The sequence below is a fragment of the Bradyrhizobium sp. genome (assembly GCF_047605465.1).
Lineage (GTDB): Bacteria > Pseudomonadota > Alphaproteobacteria > Rhizobiales > Xanthobacteraceae > Bradyrhizobium.
The window spans coordinates 45,772-64,344 of the sequence record NZ_JASGFS010000025.1 but is presented as its reverse complement, the minus strand read 5'-3'; the positions used below and the strand labels follow the sequence as shown (position 1 = coordinate 64,344).

The window sequence follows — 18,573 nt, the reverse complement described above, 5'->3', positions numbered from 1 at the left end:
GCGGATGCGAAAGTGGCCATTCACATCATTGACAGGCGCCTGAATCCAGGCGGCAAGAGTCTTGAGAACCGGCAGCGGTTCTTGCGTCGGGCCAAGTCCCTGGTGCAGGGCGCCGTCAAGAAGACCTCGCAGGAACGCGACATCAAGGACGTCCTGGAGGGTGGAGAGGTCACCATCCCCCTCGACGGCATGCACGAGCCGCGCTTCCGTCGCGAGGGCGGCACGCGCGACATGGTGCTGCCCGGCAACAAGAAGTTCGTCGAGGGCGATTATCTGCAGCGCTCCGGCCAGGGTAGCGCCAAGGATTCCGGTCCGGGCGAGGGCGACAGCGAGGATGCCTTCCGCTTCGTCCTGAGCCGCGACGAGTTCGTCGATCTCTTTCTCGACGATCTCGAACTTCCCGATCTTGCCAAGCGCAAGATCGCGCAGACCGAGAGCGAAGGCGTCCAGCGCGCCGGCTACACCACCTCCGGTTCGCCCGCCAACATCTCGGTGAGCCGGACGGTGCAGCTCGCGCTGGCGCGCCGCATCGCGCTCCGGCGTCCGCGCAAGAGCGAGATCGAGGAGCTGGAGGCCGAGATCGCCGCGTGCACCGACGAGGACGTGCGCGCCGAGCTCGTCGACAAGCTCGAGAAACTGAAGGCCAAGTCCAAGCGCATTCCCTTCATCGATCCGCTCGACATCCGCTACCGCCGCTTCGAGACGGTGCCGCGGCCGGTGGCACAGGCCGTGATGTTCTGCCTGATGGACGTGTCGGGCTCGATGTCCGAGCACATGAAGGATCTCGCCAAGCGCTTCTACATGCTCCTCTACGTGTTCCTGAAGCGCCGCTACAAGCACGTCGAGATCGTGTTCATCCGCCACACCGATCGCGCCGAGGAGGTGGACGAGCAGACCTTCTTCTACGGTCCCGCGTCCGGCGGCACGCTGGTCTCCAGCGCGCTCCAGGCGATGCACGAGATCGTGCGCGAGCGCTTCAATCCGTCGGACTGGAACATCTACGCCGCCCAGGCCTCCGACGGCGACAACTCCTATTCCGACGGCGAGCTCACCGGCCTGCTGCTGACCGAGAAGATCCTGCCGGTCTGCCAGTTCTTTGCCTATCTCGAGGTCGGCGAGACCGGCGGCAGCGCCTTCGACCTCTCCGACTCCTCGCTCTGGACGCTCTATGAGCGGCTGCGCACCAGCGGCGCGCCGCTCTCGATGCGCAAGGTCAGCGAGCGCAGCGAGATCTTCCCGGTGTTCCATGACCTGTTCCAGCGCCGCGAAACCCAGGAGAAAGCCGCTCCATGACGGAACGCTTGTTCGAAGGCGCCGATTGGGATTTCCACACCTTGCAGCGCATCCACGACGCCTGCGAGACGGTGGCGAAGAACGATCTCGGACTCGACGTCTATCCGAACCAGATCGAGGTCATCACCGCGGAGCAGATGCTGGATGCCTATTCGTCCGTCGGCATGCCGCTGTTCTACAAGCACTGGTCGTTCGGCAAGCACTTCGCGTTCCACGAGGCGTCCTACCGAAAGGGCCTGATGGGGCTCGCCTACGAGATCGTGATCAACTCCTCGCCCTGCATCTCCTACCTGATGGAGGAGAACACGGCGACCATGCAGACGCTGGTGATCGCGCACGCCGCGTTCGGCCACAACCACTTCTTCAAGAACAATTATCTGTTCAAGCAGTGGACCGATGCCGACGGCATCCTCGACTATCTCGACTTCGCCAAGAACTACGTCGCGAGCTGCGAGGAGCGCTACGGCCGCAGCGAGGTCGAGCGCACGCTCGATGCCGCGCATGCGCTGATGTCGCACGGCATCGACCGCTATCCCGGCAAGAAGAAGCTGGACCTGCGCGCCGAGGAGAAGCGGGCGGGGCGCCGCCGCCAGCACGAGGAGGAAGTCTTCAACGACCTCTGGCGCACCGTGCCCAAGGGCGCGGCCAAGAGCCGTTCCGCGCTCACCATCGAGCGGCGCCGCAAGCTGCTCGGCCTGCCTCAGGAAAACCTGCTCTATTTCCTGGAGAAGAGCGCGCCGCGGCTGGCGCCGTGGCAGCGCGAGCTCCTGCGCATCGTCCGCCACATCGCGCAATATTTCTATCCGCAGAGCCAGACCAAGGTGATGAACGAGGGGACAGCGACCTACGTTCATTACCGCATCATGAGCAAGCTGCACGAGCAGGGTCGCATCAGCGACGGCAATTTCCTCGAGTTCCTGCAGTCGCACACGAACGTGGTGTTCCAGCCCGAATTCGACGACCAGCGCTTCTCCGGCTTCAATCCCTATGCGCTCGGCTTCGCCGTGATGCAGGACATCGAGCGCATCGTCGCCCGGCCGGAAGACGAGGATCGCGAGTGGTTTCCGGACATTGCCGGCAAGGGCGACGTGATGGGCGTGCTCCGCGACGTCTGGGCCAACTACCGTGACGAGAGCTTCATCGGCCAATTCCTGAGCCCGAAGCTGATGCGGCACTTCCGCATGTTCCATCTGCATGACGACCCCGAGGAGCGGGCCGGCATCCGCGTCGATGCGATCCACGACGAGCGCGGTTTCCGCCGCGTGCGGCGCGAGCTGGCGCGGCAGCATGACGTCGGTTTCATCGACGCCAATATCGAGGTGGTCGATGTCGATCTCTCAGGCGACCGCCGGCTGATCCTGCATCACCGCGTCATCAAGGGATGCCAGCTCAACGAGACCGACGCCAAGCGTGTGCTCCAGCATCTCGCCGATCTCTGGACCTACGACGTCGCGCTGATCGAGGTCGATGCCAACGACAAGGTCCTGCGGGAATACGTTGTGAGCCCGCGTCCGATCCCGGCCGCCGCCTGAGACCACTGACGGTACGGGTCGATGTGCTCTCGCCCCATGGGGGAGAGGGCCGCGACGCCGGTCAACACAAACCGTGGTGAGGCGTATCTCTCCGCGCATCCTGTGTCGATGCAGACCTCTCATCCGGCGCTTCGCGCCACCTTCTCCCGCAAGGGGAGAACGGCATTCATCCCTGGGCCAGGTGTTCTATGCGGAGCGTTTGGCCGGCTTCTTCTTCGCCGCATTCAGCGCGACGGCCGCGCGAATGAGCGCCTTCAACGCCTTCTCGTCGATCCTGGCGCCCTCGGGAAAATCGATCGCGCGCCGGACATTGCCGTCGAGACTCGCATTGAACAGGCCGGCCGGATCATCCAGCGCGGCGCCCTTGGCGAAGGTCATTTTCACGACGGCCTTGTAAGTCTCGCCGGTGCAGATGATGCCGTCGTGCTCCCACACCGGGACGCCGCGCCACTTCCATTCCTCGACGACATCGGGATCGGCTTCCCTGATCAGGCCGCGGATTCGCTTCAGCATCTCGCCGCGCCAGTCGCCGAGCTCCTTGATCCGGCCGTCGATCAGCTTGGAGGGCGAAGCTGCGCCCGCGTCCTTCGCGACGGTCTTTTTTGCGGTCGTGGCCTTCTTCATGATCTTGCCTCGTTCACGCGTTGCTGCGGCGGCCGGCATAGGGCAGCGCGAACAGGTAGAGCCCGGTCGCGAGCAGCGGGATCAGCGGCACGAGTGCCAGGAAGCCGATCCAGCTCGCCTGGACCTGCATCGTCATGGCGACGATGTTGGCGACGACGGCGAGCGTGAAGGCGATCGACAGCCAGCGGTGCAGCTGCCGGATCCGGACGTTCGAGCTCATTGAGGTCTCCTTCGTAAATGATCGGGACGGACGGCGGCGGCCGGACTACTCGGCTCGCGCCAGCAGTTCGTCCAGCTTTCCCAAGAATTGCTTCCAGCCGGCATGCGCGCCGCCATAGGCCTGCTTCTGCGTCGGACTGAAACCGGCTTGTTCCACCCGCAGATGCGTGCCTGCGCCGGCCGGCGTCAGCGTGAACGTCACCACGCTCTTCAGGTCGAACGCCGCGTCCTCATGCGAGAAATTCCATGTGTAGGCCAGCGTCCGCTGCGGCTCGAGCGTGAGCACCTCGCAATCCAGCACGCCGCCCCATTCGCCGCGAAGATTGAAGCGATGGCCGACCGCCGGCTTGAAGTCGTTCTTCATCAGCCATTCCTCGATCAGATGCGGCTGCGTCAGCGCGCGCCAGATCCGCTCGGGCGGATGAGCGAATTCGCGTTCGATGACCACGGAGCGGGTCTCGGCTGCTTCGTTCATTGGTCCATCCTCTTCAAGAGATCGTCGAGTGCGTCGAGCCGGTTCTGCCAGAACCCGGCCATCTGGCTGGTCCAGTCGAGCAGCGGATCGAGCGCGGCCGGCTGCGCGCTGTAGTGCGTCTGTCGTCCTTCGTGGCGATCGCGCACCAGCCCGGCCTGCTTCAGCGCGCCGAGATGTTTCGAGACCGCCGGCTGGGAAACGCCGGACCGCGCCGTCAGTGCCCCGACCGTCTGCTCGCCTTCGCGGCAGAGCCGCTCGAAGAGTGCCCGGCGAGTGGGGTCGGCGAGCGTCCGGAACAGCAGATCGTGGGCGGCGGACATGAGAGATCCATAACTCAGAGGTTATGGATAAATGCATAACCGTAGAGTTATGGATGTGTCAAGCGCGATCGAAGATTTCCGGTTCAGGAGCCGAAGGGCATCCGCGGTCTCCTCCACCTTGTGGCAGAGGTCGGCATATCGCGCCGGGTGAGGGTTCTTTCTAATTGGGAAGTATCGAGCGCTTCACTTCAGGCAGTCATGACGACTGTCCGAGCGAGAACTGCGGCGAGCGTTTCGCCTGCGGCCATCCTTCGAGATGTCCGCCTGCGGCGGGCCCTCAGGATGAGGCGTGGTTTCGCGGTATCTCGAACCCTCATGGTGAGGAGCCCGCCGCAGGCGGGCGTCTCGAACCATGCAGGCCGAGCACGTCCGGCAATCTCCCGAACGTCCACGCTCCCCCGCCAGCGTCATTGCGAGGAGCGGAGCGACGAAGCAATCCAGTCTGTATCCGCGAAGCAATCTTGATGGCTTCGCTTCGCTCGCAATGACGAGACCGTGGCTGCGATTTGCCACGCGCCTCGCGAACCCTACGGCCGCAAGTAAAGATAGCCCTGCGACTGCAACTCGGCGAGGCGGACCACGCCGCCTTTCTCCGCGCTGACGAAACCGGGCAGCAGATCCGCAAGCGTGATGCTCTGTGCCTTCATCGTGTTGCCGCAGGCCGCGAGCTCGATGCCGTCCTTGCTGAAGTCGCCGACCCGCCTGCTGATGTCGGGATTGGCCTGCGCCGCGTGAAACGCCTTGAGCGCGGGCCCGTGGATCACCAGCGCGATCGTGACATGGTCGGGTCCGCCGACGCCGTCGATATGGTTCTGGATGTTGCCGAGCACGAAATTGACCTTCTCGGCGTCGCTGAGATGGTAGACGACCTTCAGCTTGCCGGGCGCTGTGGCCTCGGTCGCAGCCTTCGCGCGCGTGGCGGCGAGCGCGGCGCCCAGGGCCGATACAGTGCTCCACAGGATGTTGCGGCGGTTCATGGCGATCTCCTCGACGGCCCCTGGCTTGGCTGCACCCATATCACTTGTGGCGCAGCGCGGCGAGTTCCTCGCTGTCGCTTGCGAGCGAGGCGCACGCGCTGACGTCGGTGCGGTCGAGACGGAACATGCCGTCGTCGGCGCCGGCCTCCAGCGAGCCGGTGGCCTCTTCGTCCGGTTTGTTGTTCTGCCACACCCTGATCTGCGCAAGCCGCACGATGGCCGATCCGTCGTCATGCGCGAGCGCGATGCCGAGGCTGCCGCCCTCGCAATCGACGCCGCAGCCGAGGCGAACCTCGTCGCCGTCCCTGGTGAACACGACGTGGTTGCACGAGCCGCCGGACTCGAAATCGCCGGAGCGGTGCCGATATCTGAACCCGAGCCGGAAGGAATTGTGGAGCTGCTTGTCCTCCGTGTCGCGTTCCGCCCAGACCAGCAGCTTCATCGAAGCCACCTTCTGCTTCGGATGCCGCGCCAGATGCGCCGCATCGTAGCGGCGGACGAAGCAGGCATAGGCCTTGTCGCCGGGCGTGCCCGCATAGATGCGCGCCGAGAAGGTTTCGCCCTCGGCCTTGTTCGCCGCGCGGATGTTGTCGGCCTCGTCGGCCCGGGCAGCGCCGATGGCGCTGGCAAGGACAAGCGGCAGGAGCAGGGCAAGCTTCATGAGCGCACCGGATGCGAAAGCGACAATCGAGGGCCGCGATGGACGATGCGGCCCGGTCTGCCGTTAGTCGCAAGCCGGAGGAGGTGCGTTCAAGCCTCTGGCGTCGTCAACGCAGGCTGGCGTTGATCTTGTCCAGCACAGTCGAGCCCGGGCACAGCGTGTCAGCTTCCAGCGTGTTGAGCGGCGTCGCGACCGTGTTGAGGTGCTCATGCATGTCTTCCGCGTCGGGATCGACATAGAGCAGCCCGGTGACGATCTGTCCCTTGGCGGCATGCTTGGCAAGGAACGTCTGGGCGCCGAGCCGGTCGTGCGGATCGTAGTCGGCGTCGATCTTGCGCAAGGCGATCTTGCTGCCGTCATGCTGTTCGACGACCTGCACCGTGCCCGGCGCATAGTCGACCGCGATCGGATCGCGGCCGACCAGCACGTCGAGCCGGTTCACCGCGTCGTTGTGTTCGCGGACATAGTCGAAGCTCTTGGTCGAGCCGGCATGGTTGTTGAAGGCGATACAGGGGCTGATGACGTCGATGAAGGACGCGCCCTTGTGGCGGATCGCGGCCGCGATCAGCGGCACGAGCTGGGTCTTGTCGCCGGAGAACGAGCGCGCGACGAAGGTGGCCCCCAGCTGCAGCGCGATCGCGACGAGGTCGATCGCGTTGTCGGTGTTGGTGACGCCCTTCTTGGACTTCGAGCCGCGATCGGCGGTCGCCGAGAACTGGCCCTTGGTCAGGCCGTAGACGCCGTTGTTCTCGACGATGTAGGTCATGTTGACGCCGCGCCGGATCGAATGCGCGAACTGGCCGAAGCCGATCGATGCGGAATCGCCGTCGCCGGAGACGCCGAGATAGATCAGGTCGCGGTTGGCGAGGTTGGCGCCGGTCAGCACGCTGGGCATGCGCCCGTGCACGGAGTTGAAGCCGTGCGAATTGCCGAGGAAATAGTCCGGCGTCTTCGACGAGCAGCCGATGCCGGAGATCTTCGCCACCCGGTGCGGCTCGATCGAGAGCTCGTAGCAGGCTTCGATGATCGAGGCCGTGATCGAATCGTGGCCGCAGCCGGCGCACAGCGTCGATATCTTGCCCTCGTAGTCGCGGTGGGTGTAGCCGAGGTCGTTCTTCTTCAGCCCGGGATGATGGAATTTCGGCTTGGCAATGTAGGTCATCGGAGCACCTGCGATTCCAGGCCCGTGATGTCCGGGCGTGTCCCGGCCGGCAACGTCCTGCCGGCGGGAAAGGAAGACGTGGAAGCCCTGGCACGGGCGAGCGGAAACGACGCCGTTCCTCGAACGGCCATGCCCGGGCAGGACGATGGGAGCGAAGTATCGGTCATGACACCGCCTTGCGGAGCGGTGTCACCTTGAGGTGATCCTGGTGGTCGCCGATGGCCTTGGCGATATAGCGCGCGGTGATCGGGGTGCCGTCGTAATGCACGATCGGCACGAGGCGGACCGGATCGATGCCGTTCTCGTTGACGATGAGCTGGCGGAGCTGGCTGTCGCGGTTCTGCTCGACGACGTAGACGAAGTCGTGCTCGGCGAGGAAGCTCGCCACGCTCGAGTGGAACGGAAAGGCGCGGATGCGCAGGCGATCGAGCTGATGCCCGCGCGCCTCCAGCAGGCCGATCGCTTCGTCCATCGCGGGCGAGGTCGAGCCGAAATAGATCACGCCGTATTTCGTCGGCCGTTCCGCATTGGCCTGCAGCGGCCGCGGCACGAGATCCTGAGCGGTCTCGAACTTGCGGACCAGGCGCTGCATGTTGTCGGCGTAGACCGAGCCTTCCTCGGAGTAGCGCGCATAGCGGTCTCGCGAGGTGCCGCGCGTGAAGTAGGAGCCCTTGGTCGGGTGCGTGCCGGGATAGGTGCGATAGGGAATGCCGTCGCCGTCGACGTCGAGATAGCGGCCGAAATCGCGGCCCTCGTCCAGCATCTCCGCGGTCATCACCTTGCCGCGGTCATACTGCTTGGCATCATCCCATTTCAGCGGCCGGCAGAGCCGGTGATTCATGCCGATGTCGAGGTCCAGCATCAGGAAGATCGTGGTCTGCAGTCGCTCGGCCAGATCGAAGGCGGCGGCGGCGAACTCGAAGGCTTCGGCCGGATCCTCGGGGAACAGCAGCACATGCTTGGTGTCGCCATGCGAGGCATAGGCGCAGGCGATGATGTCGCATTGCTGGGTGCGGGTCGGCATGCCCGTGGAGGGGCCGGCGCGCTGGATGTTCATGATCACGGCCGGGATCTCGGCGAAGTAGGACAGGCCGATGAACTCGGTCATCAGGGAGATGCCGGGGCCGGAGGTCGCGGTGAAGGCGCGGGCGCCGTTCCAGGAGGCGCCGATCACGATACCGATCGAGGCCAGCTCGTCCTCACCCTGGACGATCGCGTATTTCGCCTTCCCCGTCTCCGGGTCGTGCCGGTACTTCTTGCAATGGCTGGTGAAGGCTTCCGCGACCGACGAGGACGGCGTGATCGGATACCAGGCGCACACCGTCGCGCCGCCATAGACGGCGCCGAGCGCGGCAGCGCTGTTGCCCTCGATGAAGATGCGGTCGCCGACCTTGTCGGACTTCCTGATGCGCAGCCCGATCGGGCATTTCAAGTTCTGCAGCGCCCAGTCGCGGCCGAGATGCAGCGCATGGACGTTCGAGGACAGGAGCTTCTCCTTGCCCTTGTACTGCTCGCCGATCAACTGCTCGATCAGCTTCGGGTCCATGTCGAGTAGCGCCGAGAGGCTGCCCAGATAGATGATGTTCTTGAACAGCTGGCGCTGGCGCGGATCGGTGTAGGTCGAGTTGGTGATGGCGGTGAGAGGCACGCCGATCACGGTGATGTCGTCGCGGAATTTCGTCGACGGCATCGGCTTGGTGGAATCGTAGAAGAGATAGCCGCCCGGCTCGATGCCGGCGACATCCTTGTCCCAGGTCTGCGGGTTCATCGCCACCATCATGTCGACGCCGCCACGGGCGCCGAGGTGGCCGTCTTCCGTGACCCGTACCTCATACCAGGTCGGCAGGCCCTGGATGTTGGAGGGGAAGATGTTGCGCGGGGACACCGGGACGCCGTGGCGCAGGATCGCGCGCGCGAACATTTCGTTGGCGCTGGCCGACCCCGAGCCGTTGACGTTGGCGAAGCGGACGACGAAGTCGTTTACGCTGCTGAGCGGCTTTTTGTCGGACATGATGATCCTGCGTGCGTCATTTCGATGAAATATTTCTGCATGTCCCACGCGCCGGTGGGACAACGCTCGGCGCACAGCCCGCAATGCAGGCAGACGTCCTCGTCCTTCACCATCACGCGACCGGTCTTGAGGTCGCTGGAGACGTAGAGATCCTGGTCCGGATGCGGCGAGGGCGCCTTCAGGCGCTCGCGCAGATCGCTTTCCTCCCCGTTGTTCGTGAAGGTGATGCAATCCATCGGGCAGATGTCGACGCAGGCATCGCATTCGATGCAGAGCGACGTCGAGAACACGGTCTGCACGTCGCAGTTCAGGCAGCGCTCGGCTTCGCCCAGCGCCAGCTTGACGTCGTAGCCGAGCTCGACCTCGGCGCGGATGTCCTTCAGCGCGATCACCTTGTCGCGATGCGGCACCTTGAAGCGCTTGTCGTTGGAGATGTCGTTGTCATAGCTCCATTCGTGGATGCCCATCTTCTGCGAGGAGACGTGCACCTCCGGCAGCGGACGCTCGCTGATGTCCTCGCCCGAGAGCATCTTGTGGATCGACAGCGCGGCGTCGTGGCCGTGCGCGACCGCCCAGATGATGTTCTTCGGCCCGAATGCGGCGTCGCCGCCGAAGAACACCTTCGGATTGGTCGATACGAACGTCTTCGTATCGACTTTGGGCATGTGCCATTTGTCGAATTCGATGCCGCAATCCTGCTCGATCCATGGAAACGCGTTCTCCTGACCGACAGCGACCAGGACGTCGTCGCATTCGATGGTCTGGTCGGGCTCGCCGGACGGAACGAGGTTGCGACGGCCCTTGGCGTCATACTCGGCCTTCACCTTCTGGAAGGTGATGCCGGTGAGCTTGCCGGCGTCGTGGACGAAGGCGACGGGGACGAGGAAATTGAGGATCGGAATGTCCTCGTGAAGCGCGTCTTCCTTCTCCCAGGGCGAGGCCTTCATCTCCTCGAAGCCGGAACGCACAACCACCTTGACGTCTTCGCCGCCGAGGCGGCGCGCGGTACGGCAGCAGTCCATCGCGGTGTTGCCGCCGCCGAGCACGATCACGCGCTTGCCGATCTTGTCGGTGTGGCCGAACGAGACCGAGGCCAGCCACTCGATGCCGATGTGGATGTTGCCCGCGGCCTCCTTGCGGCCGGGAATGTCGAGCTCACGGCCGCGCGGCGCGCCGGAGCCGACGAAGATCGCGTCGAACTTCTCCGCGAGCAGCGACTTCATGCTGTCGATGCGGTGGCCACCCTTGAACTCGACGCCGAGATTGAGGATGTAGCCCGTCTCCTCGTCGATCACCGAATTGGGCAGGCGGAATTTCGGGATCTGCGTGCGCATCATGCCGCCGGCTTCCGGATCGGCATCGAACACGGTGCAGTGATAGCCGAGCGGCGCCAGGTCGCGCGCCACGGTCAGCGATGCGGGACCGCCGCCGACCAGTGCGATGCGCTTGCCGTTCTTCGGCGAAGGGCGCGGCAGGCGCTGCCTGATGTCGTCCTTGAAATCGGCGGCGACGCGCTTGAGGCGGCAGATCGCCACCGGATTTTCCTCGACGCGTCCGCGCCGGCACGCCGGCTCGCATGGACGATCGCAGGTGCGTCCCAGGATTCCGGGAAACACGTTCGATTTCCAATTGATCATGTAGGCGTCGCTGTAGCGGCCTTGTGCGATCAGTCGGATGTATTCGGGAACCGGGGTGTGCGCGGGACAGGCCCATTGGCAATCGACCACTTTGTGAAAGTAGTCGGGGGCCGCAATATCGGTCGGTTTCATTCCTACCCTGTCCGCACAGGCTCAAAGACCCGGCGGCCTTTTCTTGAGCTTGTCGGACGCTTAACGCGCGTCGATCTGGTTTCTGAATGACGTCATTGGGTTAGCTTATTAGAACCGTTCCGAAGTACAACGGCAAATTTTCGCGATCACCGCCTTTCATGGGAGCCGCGCGCGCACAGCATTAACGGCCGCGTGCGATGCGGCGGTGCAGCATGTTGCATTGCGGATGGCCGCGTCAGTCGTGCGCGATGTCGCTCTTCGCGAGGTCCCACATCAGGCTGTAGGTGCCGACGGAAACAGGCAGCGGGAAGGGTGATGCAGCAGGCCCGGTGAAGCGCTCGGCGATGACGGCGGAGACCGCACCGACATGCGTGCCGTCGATCAGCACGAACCAGTCGCGCGCGCCTTCGTTGCGCACCGCCGGAATATCCGCCGTTGCGCCGGACAATTCCGGCTCGCTCTCGAGCAAATGCATGGAGATGATGCCGTCGCGCTTTTCCGGCGCCAGCTTTTCTTGCAGTGCATCACGCCACGGTGCGGCGTTGTCGGGCGCGGGCCGCAACCGCACCACGCCGAGCGCGGCGCCGCGGCCGGTGCCCTTGCTGATGGTGATGCGCGCGACCACGCGCAGCATGTTCTTGAAATGCGCCATGCTGCGCCGCGACCATTCGGTCTGATTGGCGAGCCGCGCTCGGTAGGCGGGACTGTCGAGCACGTCGAGCGTCGTGGTCGAGTACAGCGAGAGATATTTGGGATCGGCAGCGTACGCGACATAGCGTCGCGCTTCGAGGAAGCCGTCGATGGCGACGCGCTCTTCCAGGTGTTCGCGATCGTACCAGCGGTTGAAGTCGGCTTCGTCGGCTGCGTCGATATTCATCGACGTCATCAGCATGCCTGTTCCGGCGAGCGGCATTTTCTTGTTGTCCTTCCCTTGCGCATTCCAGCTCTTCACGATGAAGAGCCGCGCAACGCGGCGGCTCGAACCATGAAGGCCCCCAGCTACGTCCCGGCGTCTTGCCTTTCGAGACGCGCTCCGTTTGGAGCACCCCTCGGGATGAGGAATAAGTCTAGCGCGCGGCTTTCGATCCGATGTCGGCGATCGATTTCATGACGGCGTCCCTCACGCCGGCATCATAGAGCGAATGTCCGGCTTCTTCCACGATGCGGATCTCGGAATCCGGCCAGGCCTTCGCGAGCGCCTGCGACGTCTCGGGCGGGCACAACAGGTCGTAGCGGCCCTGCACGATGATGCCGGGAATGCCGGCGAGCCGGCCGGCATTCCGCAACAGCTGGTGTTCGGTCATGAAGCTGTCGTGGGCGAAATAATGCGCCTCCATGAAGGGCGTCGCGGGCAGGGTGCGCCACACGTTGAGCGAGGCGAGGTCGAGCCGCGTCTTCGCCGGCTTGTGCTCGGACAAGGTGCGCTCGACATCGTGCCAGGCCCGGGCGGCGCCGCCGTGCACGGCCGGGTCGGCGTCGAGGATGCGCCGGTAGTAGGCCTCCACCGGCCGCGCGCGCTCCTCCTCCGGTAGCACGCTCAGGAAATCCTGGTGGAGCGCCGGATAGAATTGCGCCAGGCGCGATGTGAAGGCCGTCTCGACTTCGGCCCGCGTGCCGAGAAAGGTCGCGCGCAACGCGATGCCCGAGACATGTTCGGGATGCGCCTGCGCGTACGCCAGCGCCAGCGTCGCGCCCCAGGAGCCGCCGACCACGATCCAGCGATCGAAGCCGAACCTTGCGCGGATCTTCTCCATGTCCGCGATCAGGTGCTGCGTCGTGTTGTGCTCGCGCGATCCTTTCGGGCGGCTGCGCCCGCAGCCGCGCTGGTCGAACAGCACGGCGTGGAAACGCTCGGGATCGAACAGCCGGCGATGATCGGGCTGGCAGCCGCTGCCGGGGCCGCCATGCAGATAGATGGCGGGAATGCCGCCGGCGCGGCCGACGCTCTCGACATGGAGCTCGTGGCCGTCCCCGACGTCGAGCATTTCGGAGGTCAGCGGAGCGAAGGGATCGGCACGTTTGGCGGATGCGGCCGCGTCGGCGTCAGGCACCATTCTCGGATTCCAGAGTGCCGCCGGCGAAGTTGCGGTAGAGGAAGCGGCTGGTTTCTCCCTCCGCCTCGCGCTCGGCCTGCTTGAAGATGGTCTCGTGCAGCGGCGACAGCGCGCAGGCCGGATCGGTGTTGGCGGCATCGCCCGTCAGCGCGAACGCCTGGCAGCGGCAGCCGCCGAAGTCGATCTCGCGGAATTCGCAGGACTTGCACGGCTCCTTCATCCAGCCGGTGCCGCGATAGCGGTTGAACGCATCGGAGTTCTGCCAGATCCAGGCGATCGAATGGTTCGAGCGCACGGATTCGAAGTCGAGCCCGGTGATGCTCTCGGCGGCGTGGCAGGGCAGCACCTTGCCCGCGGGCGAGATGTTGAAGAACTGCCGGCCCCAGCCGCCCATGCATTTCTTCGGCCGCAGCGCGTAATAGTCGGGCACGACGTAGTCGATCGCGAGCGTGCCCTTCAGCCGCTCGCGCGCGTCCTCGACGACGCGCGTGCAGGCGTCGAGCTGCGCGACCGTCGGCATCAGCGCGGCGCGGTTCTTCAGCGCCCAGCCGTAATATTGCACATTGGCGACCTCGAGCCGGTCGGCGTCGAGATCGACCGCCATCTGGATGATGTCGGGAAGCTGATGCAGGTTCTGCCGGTGCATCACCGCGTTCACCGTCAGCGGCAGGTCGAGTTCGCGCGTCCATTTGGCGACGTCGAGCTTTTTGCGATGGGCGCCCTTGTAGCCGGCGACGCGATCGGAGAGGCTTTCCTCGATGCCCTGGAAACTGATCTGCACGTGGCAGAGCCCGGCATCGGCGAGATCGCTCAGCCTGTCGCGCGTCAGCAGCACGGCCGAGGTGATAAGGTTGGTGTAGAGGCCGACGTCGCTGGCGTGCTTGACCAGCTCGACGAGGTCCTTGCGCGCCGTCGGCTCGCCACCGGAGAAATGCACCTGCAGCACGCCGATCTCGGCGAGCTCGCTCAGCACCTTCTTCCACTCCTCGGTGGTCAGTTCGCGGCCCGCGCGGTCGAGCTCGACCGGGTTCGAGCAGTAGGGGCATTGCAGCGGGCAGCGGTGGGTGATTTCGAGCAGCACAGCGAGCGGAATGCCGAACGTCTCGGCCGTCGAGCGCTGCTTCTCCAGCACGGCGAGGCTGTCGCTGGCGTCGGGCGGGATGACGGGATTGCCGAGCAGATCGCTCATGGCGTCTTCTCCCGGGCCTCCGTGAGGAAGCCCTTGTCGGCGAGATCCTGCAGCATGCCGATGACGTCGGCGAGGATTGCCTCGCGCGGCGCGGCATATTTCGCCGCGAGCTGGTCGGCGACGTCGCCGACATTGCGCTCGCCGTTGCAGAGCTGCAGCACCTCGACCGCGATCTCGTCCGGCGCCAGCACCCGTTCCGGCGCCAGGATCACCCAGACTTGTCGCGTCTCGTCATATTTCAGCTTGGCATGCCGCGGCAGCACGGGGCGGCTCGCCTCGCTGACGCTGATGTTCCGCGGCCCGGCCATGGCTCGTCCCTCGGCTCGCCGTTCTAGTTGTCTTTGGGCACGAAAGCGCCCGGCGGAATGTGGCCTTCGACATAGGCGTGCTGGAGCGCATCGAGCTGCACCCACAGCACGTTGGTCTTGAAGATCAGCGCGTTGCAGACGGAGGCGCGCTCCTCCGGCGTCTTCGCATGCGCCTTGACGTAGTCGAGCGCAAAGCCGGCATCGCGGGGCGCCTGCGCCAGCCGCCGCTTGAAGTAGCTCATGATGTCGGGATTGACGAAGTCGTAATGCTCCAGCATCCCCGAGATCCGCTCCTCGTGCAGGTTCGGCGCGAACAGTTCGGTGAGCGAGGAGGCGATCGCCTCCAGCGGGCTCTTCTCGCGGCAGTAATGGACATAGGCCTCCACAGCGAAGCGCGTCGCCGGCAGGATGCCTTCGGTCGATTCCACATAGGCCGTGTCGAGCCCGAGGCCTTCGGTGAGCTTGAGCCAGCGCTCGATGCCGCCCTCGCTGCCGACGTCGCCGTCATGGTCCTCGATGCGGTGGCGCCATTCCAGCCGCGTGGCGCGGTCGCGGAAACGCGAGATCACCACCGCGTCCTTGATCGGGATCGTGCTCTGGTAATAGTAGCGGTTCAGCGCCCACGCCTGCACCTGGCCCTTGTTCAGCTTGCCGCCGTGCAGCAGCTTATGGAACGGATGCAGGCTGTGATAGCGGGTCGCGCCGATATGGCGCAGCGTCGCCTCCAGGTCCTCGGCGGAGTTGAGCCGGATGTCCCTGCCGATCGAGAGCGCGGTCATTCCCGTCAGTGATGCGGCGTTCACAGCTCGATCTCCGTTCCGTCGGCGGGTATCTGCCAGCCCGCGTCCTCGGCGGCCTTGCGCTCGATCGAGCCGGGCAGCAGCGCCGGGTTCGAATTATTGATATGCAGAAATATCTTCCTGTCGATAGCGAGGCCGGCGAGCCGCGCGATCGCGCCGTCGTCCCCTGACATCGCGACATGTCCCATGCTCTTGCCGGTCTTGTGGCCGAGCCCGGCCCTGATCATCTCGTCGTCGCGCCACACCGTGCCGTCGAAGAACACCAGTGCCGCGCCGTCGATCTCGGCCTTGAGCGCGTCGGTCACCTCGGCGCAGGCGGCGACGAGATAGAAGCTCCGGCCTGTCGACTTGTCGGTGATCTTCAGGCCGAGCGTGTCGCCGTCGCCGGTGTCGCCGCCGGGATGAGTCCTGCCTTCCAGATACCAGGCCGACTTGCCGGGCACCGCGAAGGGCAGCACCTCGAGTCCGGAGCGCGCGCCATCGGGCAACCGCGGCTCGAACGGCTCGCCGACGCCGATCGGCTGGCGGCGCACGTTCTTCTCGTTCAGCACGTTGAAGATGCTGTTGCCGTTCAGGATCGCCAGCACCTTCTCGTGCGCGTAGATCGTGAAGGGCGACCCCTCGCGCATCGAGAGCAGGCCCGCCACCGCATCCACTTCGCCGTTGGTCAGGATCACCCCGGCGATCGGCGTGTGGCGCAGCGCGCCGGCCTTGGGATGCAGTTGCGGCGTCGCGTTCAACTGCTGCCGAAGATCGGGGGAGGCGTTGATCAGGAACCAATGCTCGCCGTCGCCGCTGAAGGCGACCGAGGCCTGGGTTCGTTGAAGCTCTTGGCCGCTCGCACGGGCTGCCCGGCAGCCCTCGCAGCCGCAATTCCATTGCGGCACCCCGCCGCCCGCTGCGGCGCCCAGGACGACGACGCGAAGCATGTTCCGTCTCCTGGAGGAACGTTGCGCGGTGGATCTCCGGTCGACACGAAATCCGTCATCCGGAAACCTATTGTGACCGGAAGACCCACCTGCGCGGAACGCGTATTCGCCGGCCGCTTACTTGCGGGTGGCGCTCACATACATGTTGATTTCCATGCCACAGGGCACTTCGACGATCTTGGGGGTTTTCCAGGCCATCTTGGCTCTCCATATTCGCGAAATCGGACGTGTCCGCCCAGGGAGTAAGTTACTGCGAGTAGAAAAGTTCGCCAGTGAAATCTTGGCGAGGAAGCCCATGTTGCGACGCGAAAATGATGACCGGACGCGCTTCGCGTGACGCTGCCTTGCGCTGGGCGCATTCGGTCGTGACCACTGTCCTGATAAAGCAGTTGTGAGTGCAGTGCAGCTTTCAATCCGGTACACGCGACCCAACTGGATTCCGGTGATGCCCAGATATTTCTTCAACACCCGTATCGGCGACGAGTTGATCGTGGATCCCGACGGCGAGGATCTCCGCAATCCCGATCGGGCCTGGGAGGTCGCCCGCCAGATGATCCTCGAAGTGGTGAAGTCGGAAGGCACCCAACGGGCCCTTCTGGAAGCCGTCATCGAGGTGACCGACGTCGACGGGGAGATCGTGCTCGAATTCCCCTTCACCGAGGCCCTGCTGGACATCCCGGACCAGTCCGCGACGCGGCATTAGGGGCATCGCCTTACCTCCGTGGACGTCCCGCTTCCTCCCCGCCATTTGCGAGCGCGGCGGGGCCATTCCATCTCCTTCGGCTCTGAAATCCGCATGGCTTTGCCGCGTTCCCGGGGCTAAAAGACGCCGGTCATACGGAGCAAGCCATGCAAGATCTCTGGCGCCTCTCGGCCGCCGACCTCGCAGCCCTCGTCAAATCCACGAAAGTATCCGCCAGGGAGGCCGCCACGGCCGGTCTCGCCCGGCTGGACGCCGTCAATCCCCGCCTCAACGCCGTGATCGACCACCGGCCGGACGACGTGTTCAAGCAGGCAGACGCCGTCGATGCCGCCATCGCCAGGGGCGAGGACCCCGGCGTGCTGGCCGGCGTCCCCGTCACCATCAAGGCCAATGTCGACCAGGAAGGCTTCGCCACCACCAACGGGCTCAAGCTGCAGCGCGACCTGATCGCGCGCGAGGACAATCCGGTCGTTGCCAATTTCCGCAAGGCCGGCGCCATCCTGCTCGGCCGCACCAACTGCCCGGCGTTCTCCTATCGCTGGTTCACGACCAACCTCGTCCATGGCGACACCAGGAACCCGCGCGACGCCTCGCTGACGCCGGGCGGCTCCTCGGGCGGCGCCGGCTCGGCGGTGGCGGCCGGCATCGGCCATATCGCCCACGGCACCGACATCGCCGGTTCGATCCGCTATCCCGCCTATGCCTGCGGCGTGCATGGCCTGCGCCCGACGCTGGGTCGCATCCCCGCCTTCAACCCGGCGCTGCCGGAGCGGCCGATCGGGCCGCAGATCATGGCGGTGTCGGGACCGCTGGCGCGCACCGTCAACGATCTCAGGATTTCGCTCGCGGCCATGTCGGCGCGCGACGTGCGCGATCCCTGGTGGGTGCCGGCGCCGCTGGAAGGCCCCGCGAGGCCGAAGCGCGCCGCGCTCTGCCTCAACCCGGACGGCCTTGCGACCACGCCGGAGGTGAAGGCGGCGGTGAGCGATGCCGGCAAGCGGCTGGAGCGCGCCGGCTGGACCGTGGACGTGAGCGAGAACACCCCGCCGATGCGCGAGGCGGTCGAGTGGCAGATCAAGCTCTGGCTCGGCGACGGCTATGAGGCGCAGCTCGAGATGGCGGAGCGCGAGGGCGATCCCGGCGCGCTGGCCTGCCTGCGCGGCAACCGCGCCAGGGTCACGCCGATGGACCAGGCGAACTACGCCAAGGCGCTGACGCGACGCGCCACGCTGACCCGCGACTGGATGCTGTTCTTCGAGAAATACCCCGTGCTGCTGACGCCGGTCTCCGGCGAACTGCCGTTCCCCGATCATCTGGACCGCAAGGACGATGAATCCTTCAAGCGGGTCTGGGAGGCGCAGTTGCCGCAGATCGCCATCCCCTTCATGGGCCTGCCGGGCCTCGTGGTCTCCACCGGCCTGGTAGGGAAGGCGCCCGTCGGCGTGCACATCGTCGCCGCACGCTACCGCGAGGACCTCTGCCTGCTCGCGGGCGAGGCGATCGAGGCGGGCGGCGTGCCGCCGTCACCGATCGATCCCGTGGGTTAG

The 18,573-nt window shown here is 65.3% G+C and carries 20 protein-coding genes; 4 read left to right on the top strand and 16 right to left on the bottom strand.

The window, feature by feature from the left end:
* The first annotated feature begins 18 nt into the window (after positions 1–18).
* Both QM712_RS19735 and QM712_RS19730 read left to right on the top strand, forming a co-directional pair.
* Positions 19–1,293 carry a YeaH/YhbH family protein gene (locus QM712_RS19735; protein WP_415024818.1) on the top strand — a complete coding sequence of 425 codons (1,275 nt, stop codon included), beginning with the start codon at positions 19–21 and terminating at the stop codon, positions 1,291–1,293.
* Entirely contained in the window at positions 1,290–2,825 is a 1,536-nt protein-coding gene (locus tag QM712_RS19730; RefSeq protein WP_415024804.1) for a SpoVR family protein, read from the top strand. Before QM712_RS19735 ends, QM712_RS19730 begins: the two co-directional genes overlap by 4 nt.
* A gap of 186 nt (positions 2,826–3,011) precedes the next feature.
* On the opposite strand, the gene QM712_RS19725 is transcribed toward QM712_RS19730, so the two are convergent.
* The 16 genes from QM712_RS19725 to pqqA all read right to left on the bottom strand — a co-directional run bounded on the left by QM712_RS19725 (position 3,012) and on the right by pqqA (position 16,521).
* The gene (locus QM712_RS19725; RefSeq protein WP_415024803.1) at positions 3,012–3,449 is read right to left on the bottom strand and encodes a DUF1801 domain-containing protein; all 438 of its coding nucleotides are present in this window, start codon (positions 3,447–3,449) and stop codon (positions 3,012–3,014) included.
* Between the two features lie 13 nt (positions 3,450–3,462).
* Positions 3,463–3,669, bottom strand: a complete 207-nt coding sequence (locus QM712_RS19720) for a hypothetical protein (protein WP_415024802.1) — start codon at positions 3,667–3,669, stop codon at positions 3,463–3,465.
* 45 nt (positions 3,670–3,714) lie between these two features.
* Positions 3,715–4,143: an SRPBCC family protein gene (locus QM712_RS19715; RefSeq protein ID WP_415024801.1), complete on the bottom strand. Its 429-nt coding sequence runs from the start codon at positions 4,141–4,143 to the stop codon at positions 3,715–3,717.
* Entirely contained in the window at positions 4,140–4,463 is a 324-nt protein-coding gene (locus tag QM712_RS19710) for an ArsR/SmtB family transcription factor (RefSeq protein WP_415024800.1), read from the bottom strand. Before QM712_RS19710 ends, QM712_RS19715 begins: the two co-directional genes overlap by 4 nt.
* 527 nt (positions 4,464–4,990) lie before the next feature.
* Complete coding sequence (locus QM712_RS19705; RefSeq protein ID WP_415024799.1) at positions 4,991–5,440, bottom strand: DsrE family protein; 450 nt, start codon at positions 5,438–5,440, stop codon at positions 4,991–4,993.
* 40 nt (positions 5,441–5,480) lie between these two features.
* Positions 5,481–6,101: a hypothetical protein gene (locus QM712_RS19700; protein WP_415024798.1), complete on the bottom strand. Its 621-nt coding sequence runs from the start codon at positions 6,099–6,101 to the stop codon at positions 5,481–5,483.
* Positions 6,102–6,207: 106 nt separating this feature from the next.
* Positions 6,208–7,263, bottom strand: a complete 1,056-nt coding sequence (locus QM712_RS19695) for a 2-oxoacid:ferredoxin oxidoreductase subunit beta (protein ID WP_415024797.1) — start codon at positions 7,261–7,263, stop codon at positions 6,208–6,210.
* A gap of 163 nt (positions 7,264–7,426) precedes the next feature.
* Positions 7,427–9,274, bottom strand: coding sequence for a 2-oxoacid:acceptor oxidoreductase subunit alpha (locus QM712_RS19690; protein ID WP_415024796.1), 1,848 nt, complete (start codon positions 9,272–9,274; stop codon positions 7,427–7,429).
* Positions 9,244–11,043, bottom strand: coding sequence for an FAD-dependent oxidoreductase (locus QM712_RS19685; protein ID WP_415024795.1), 1,800 nt, complete (start codon positions 11,041–11,043; stop codon positions 9,244–9,246). Before QM712_RS19685 ends, QM712_RS19690 begins: the two co-directional genes overlap by 31 nt.
* A gap of 235 nt (positions 11,044–11,278) precedes the next feature.
* Positions 11,279–11,956, bottom strand: a complete 678-nt coding sequence (locus QM712_RS19680) for a hypothetical protein (protein ID WP_415024794.1) — start codon at positions 11,954–11,956, stop codon at positions 11,279–11,281.
* A 154-nt stretch (positions 11,957–12,110) separates the two neighbouring features.
* Complete coding sequence (gene pip / locus QM712_RS19675; RefSeq protein WP_415024793.1) at positions 12,111–13,097, bottom strand: prolyl aminopeptidase; 987 nt, start codon at positions 13,095–13,097, stop codon at positions 12,111–12,113.
* Complete coding sequence (gene pqqE / locus QM712_RS19670; protein WP_415024792.1) at positions 13,087–14,286, bottom strand: pyrroloquinoline quinone biosynthesis protein PqqE; 1,200 nt, start codon at positions 14,284–14,286, stop codon at positions 13,087–13,089. Before pqqE ends, pip begins: the two co-directional genes overlap by 11 nt.
* Complete coding sequence (gene pqqD, locus QM712_RS19665; RefSeq protein WP_415024791.1) at positions 14,283–14,594, bottom strand: pyrroloquinoline quinone biosynthesis peptide chaperone PqqD; 312 nt, start codon at positions 14,592–14,594, stop codon at positions 14,283–14,285. Before pqqD ends, pqqE begins: the two co-directional genes overlap by 4 nt.
* Positions 14,595–14,617: 23 nt before the next feature.
* Positions 14,618–15,373 (bottom strand): pyrroloquinoline-quinone synthase PqqC, encoded by a 756-nt coding sequence (gene pqqC, locus QM712_RS19660; protein ID WP_415024817.1) that lies wholly within the window; start codon positions 15,371–15,373, stop codon positions 14,618–14,620.
* A 20-nt stretch (positions 15,374–15,393) separates the two neighbouring features.
* Entirely contained in the window at positions 15,394–16,323 is a 930-nt protein-coding gene (gene pqqB / locus QM712_RS19655) for a pyrroloquinoline quinone biosynthesis protein PqqB (RefSeq protein WP_415024790.1), read from the bottom strand.
* A 117-nt stretch (positions 16,324–16,440) separates the two neighbouring features.
* Complete coding sequence (pqqA, locus tag QM712_RS19650; RefSeq protein ID WP_045002119.1) at positions 16,441–16,521, bottom strand: pyrroloquinoline quinone precursor peptide PqqA; 81 nt, start codon at positions 16,519–16,521, stop codon at positions 16,441–16,443.
* A 247-nt stretch (positions 16,522–16,768) separates the two neighbouring features.
* On the opposite strand from pqqA, the gene QM712_RS19645 reads away from it, so the two are divergent.
* Positions 16,769–17,026: a DUF6894 family protein gene (locus tag QM712_RS19645; RefSeq protein ID WP_084804614.1), complete on the top strand. Its 258-nt coding sequence runs from the start codon at positions 16,769–16,771 to the stop codon at positions 17,024–17,026.
* A 146-nt stretch (positions 17,027–17,172) separates the two neighbouring features.
* Complete coding sequence (locus QM712_RS19640; protein WP_415024789.1) at positions 17,173–18,573, top strand: amidase family protein; 1,401 nt, start codon at positions 17,173–17,175, stop codon at positions 18,571–18,573.

Bases quoted from the DNA above. Each gene is read 5' to 3' on its own strand.
- QM712_RS19645 (WP_084804614.1), top strand. From the start codon at position 16,769: ATGCCCAGATATTTCTTCAACACCCGTATCGGCGACGAGTTGATCGTG.
- QM712_RS19680 (WP_415024794.1), bottom strand. From the start codon at position 11,956: ATGCCGCTCGCCGGAACAGGCATGCTGATGACGTCGATGAATATCGAC.
- QM712_RS19720 (WP_415024802.1), bottom strand. From the start codon at position 3,669: ATGAGCTCGAACGTCCGGATCCGGCAGCTGCACCGCTGGCTGTCGATC.
- pqqB (WP_415024790.1), bottom strand. From the start codon at position 16,323: ATGCTTCGCGTCGTCGTCCTGGGCGCCGCAGCGGGCGGCGGGGTGCCG.
- pqqE (WP_415024792.1), bottom strand. From the start codon at position 14,286: ATGAGCGATCTGCTCGGCAATCCCGTCATCCCGCCCGACGCCAGCGAC.
- QM712_RS19685 (WP_415024795.1), bottom strand. From the start codon at position 11,043: ATGAAACCGACCGATATTGCGGCCCCCGACTACTTTCACAAAGTGGTC.
- QM712_RS19730 (WP_415024804.1), top strand. From the start codon at position 1,290: ATGACGGAACGCTTGTTCGAAGGCGCCGATTGGGATTTCCACACCTTG.
- QM712_RS19690 (WP_415024796.1), bottom strand. From the start codon at position 9,274: ATGTCCGACAAAAAGCCGCTCAGCAGCGTAAACGACTTCGTCGTCCGC.
- QM712_RS19705 (WP_415024799.1), bottom strand. From the start codon at position 5,440: ATGAACCGCCGCAACATCCTGTGGAGCACTGTATCGGCCCTGGGCGCC.
- pqqA (WP_045002119.1), bottom strand. From the start codon at position 16,521: ATGGCCTGGAAAACCCCCAAGATCGTCGAAGTGCCCTGTGGCATGGAA.
- QM712_RS19710 (WP_415024800.1), bottom strand. From the start codon at position 4,463: ATGTCCGCCGCCCACGATCTGCTGTTCCGGACGCTCGCCGACCCCACT.
- QM712_RS19695 (WP_415024797.1), bottom strand. From the start codon at position 7,263: ATGACCTACATTGCCAAGCCGAAATTCCATCATCCCGGGCTGAAGAAG.
- QM712_RS19715 (WP_415024801.1), bottom strand. From the start codon at position 4,143: ATGAACGAAGCAGCCGAGACCCGCTCCGTGGTCATCGAACGCGAATTC.
- pip (WP_415024793.1), bottom strand. From the start codon at position 13,097: ATGGTGCCTGACGCCGACGCGGCCGCATCCGCCAAACGTGCCGATCCC.
- QM712_RS19700 (WP_415024798.1), bottom strand. From the start codon at position 6,101: ATGAAGCTTGCCCTGCTCCTGCCGCTTGTCCTTGCCAGCGCCATCGGC.
- QM712_RS19725 (WP_415024803.1), bottom strand. From the start codon at position 3,449: ATGAAGAAGGCCACGACCGCAAAAAAGACCGTCGCGAAGGACGCGGGC.
- QM712_RS19640 (WP_415024789.1), top strand. From the start codon at position 17,173: ATGCAAGATCTCTGGCGCCTCTCGGCCGCCGACCTCGCAGCCCTCGTC.
- pqqD (WP_415024791.1), bottom strand. From the start codon at position 14,594: ATGGCCGGGCCGCGGAACATCAGCGTCAGCGAGGCGAGCCGCCCCGTG.
- pqqC (WP_415024817.1), bottom strand. From the start codon at position 15,373: ATGACCGCGCTCTCGATCGGCAGGGACATCCGGCTCAACTCCGCCGAG.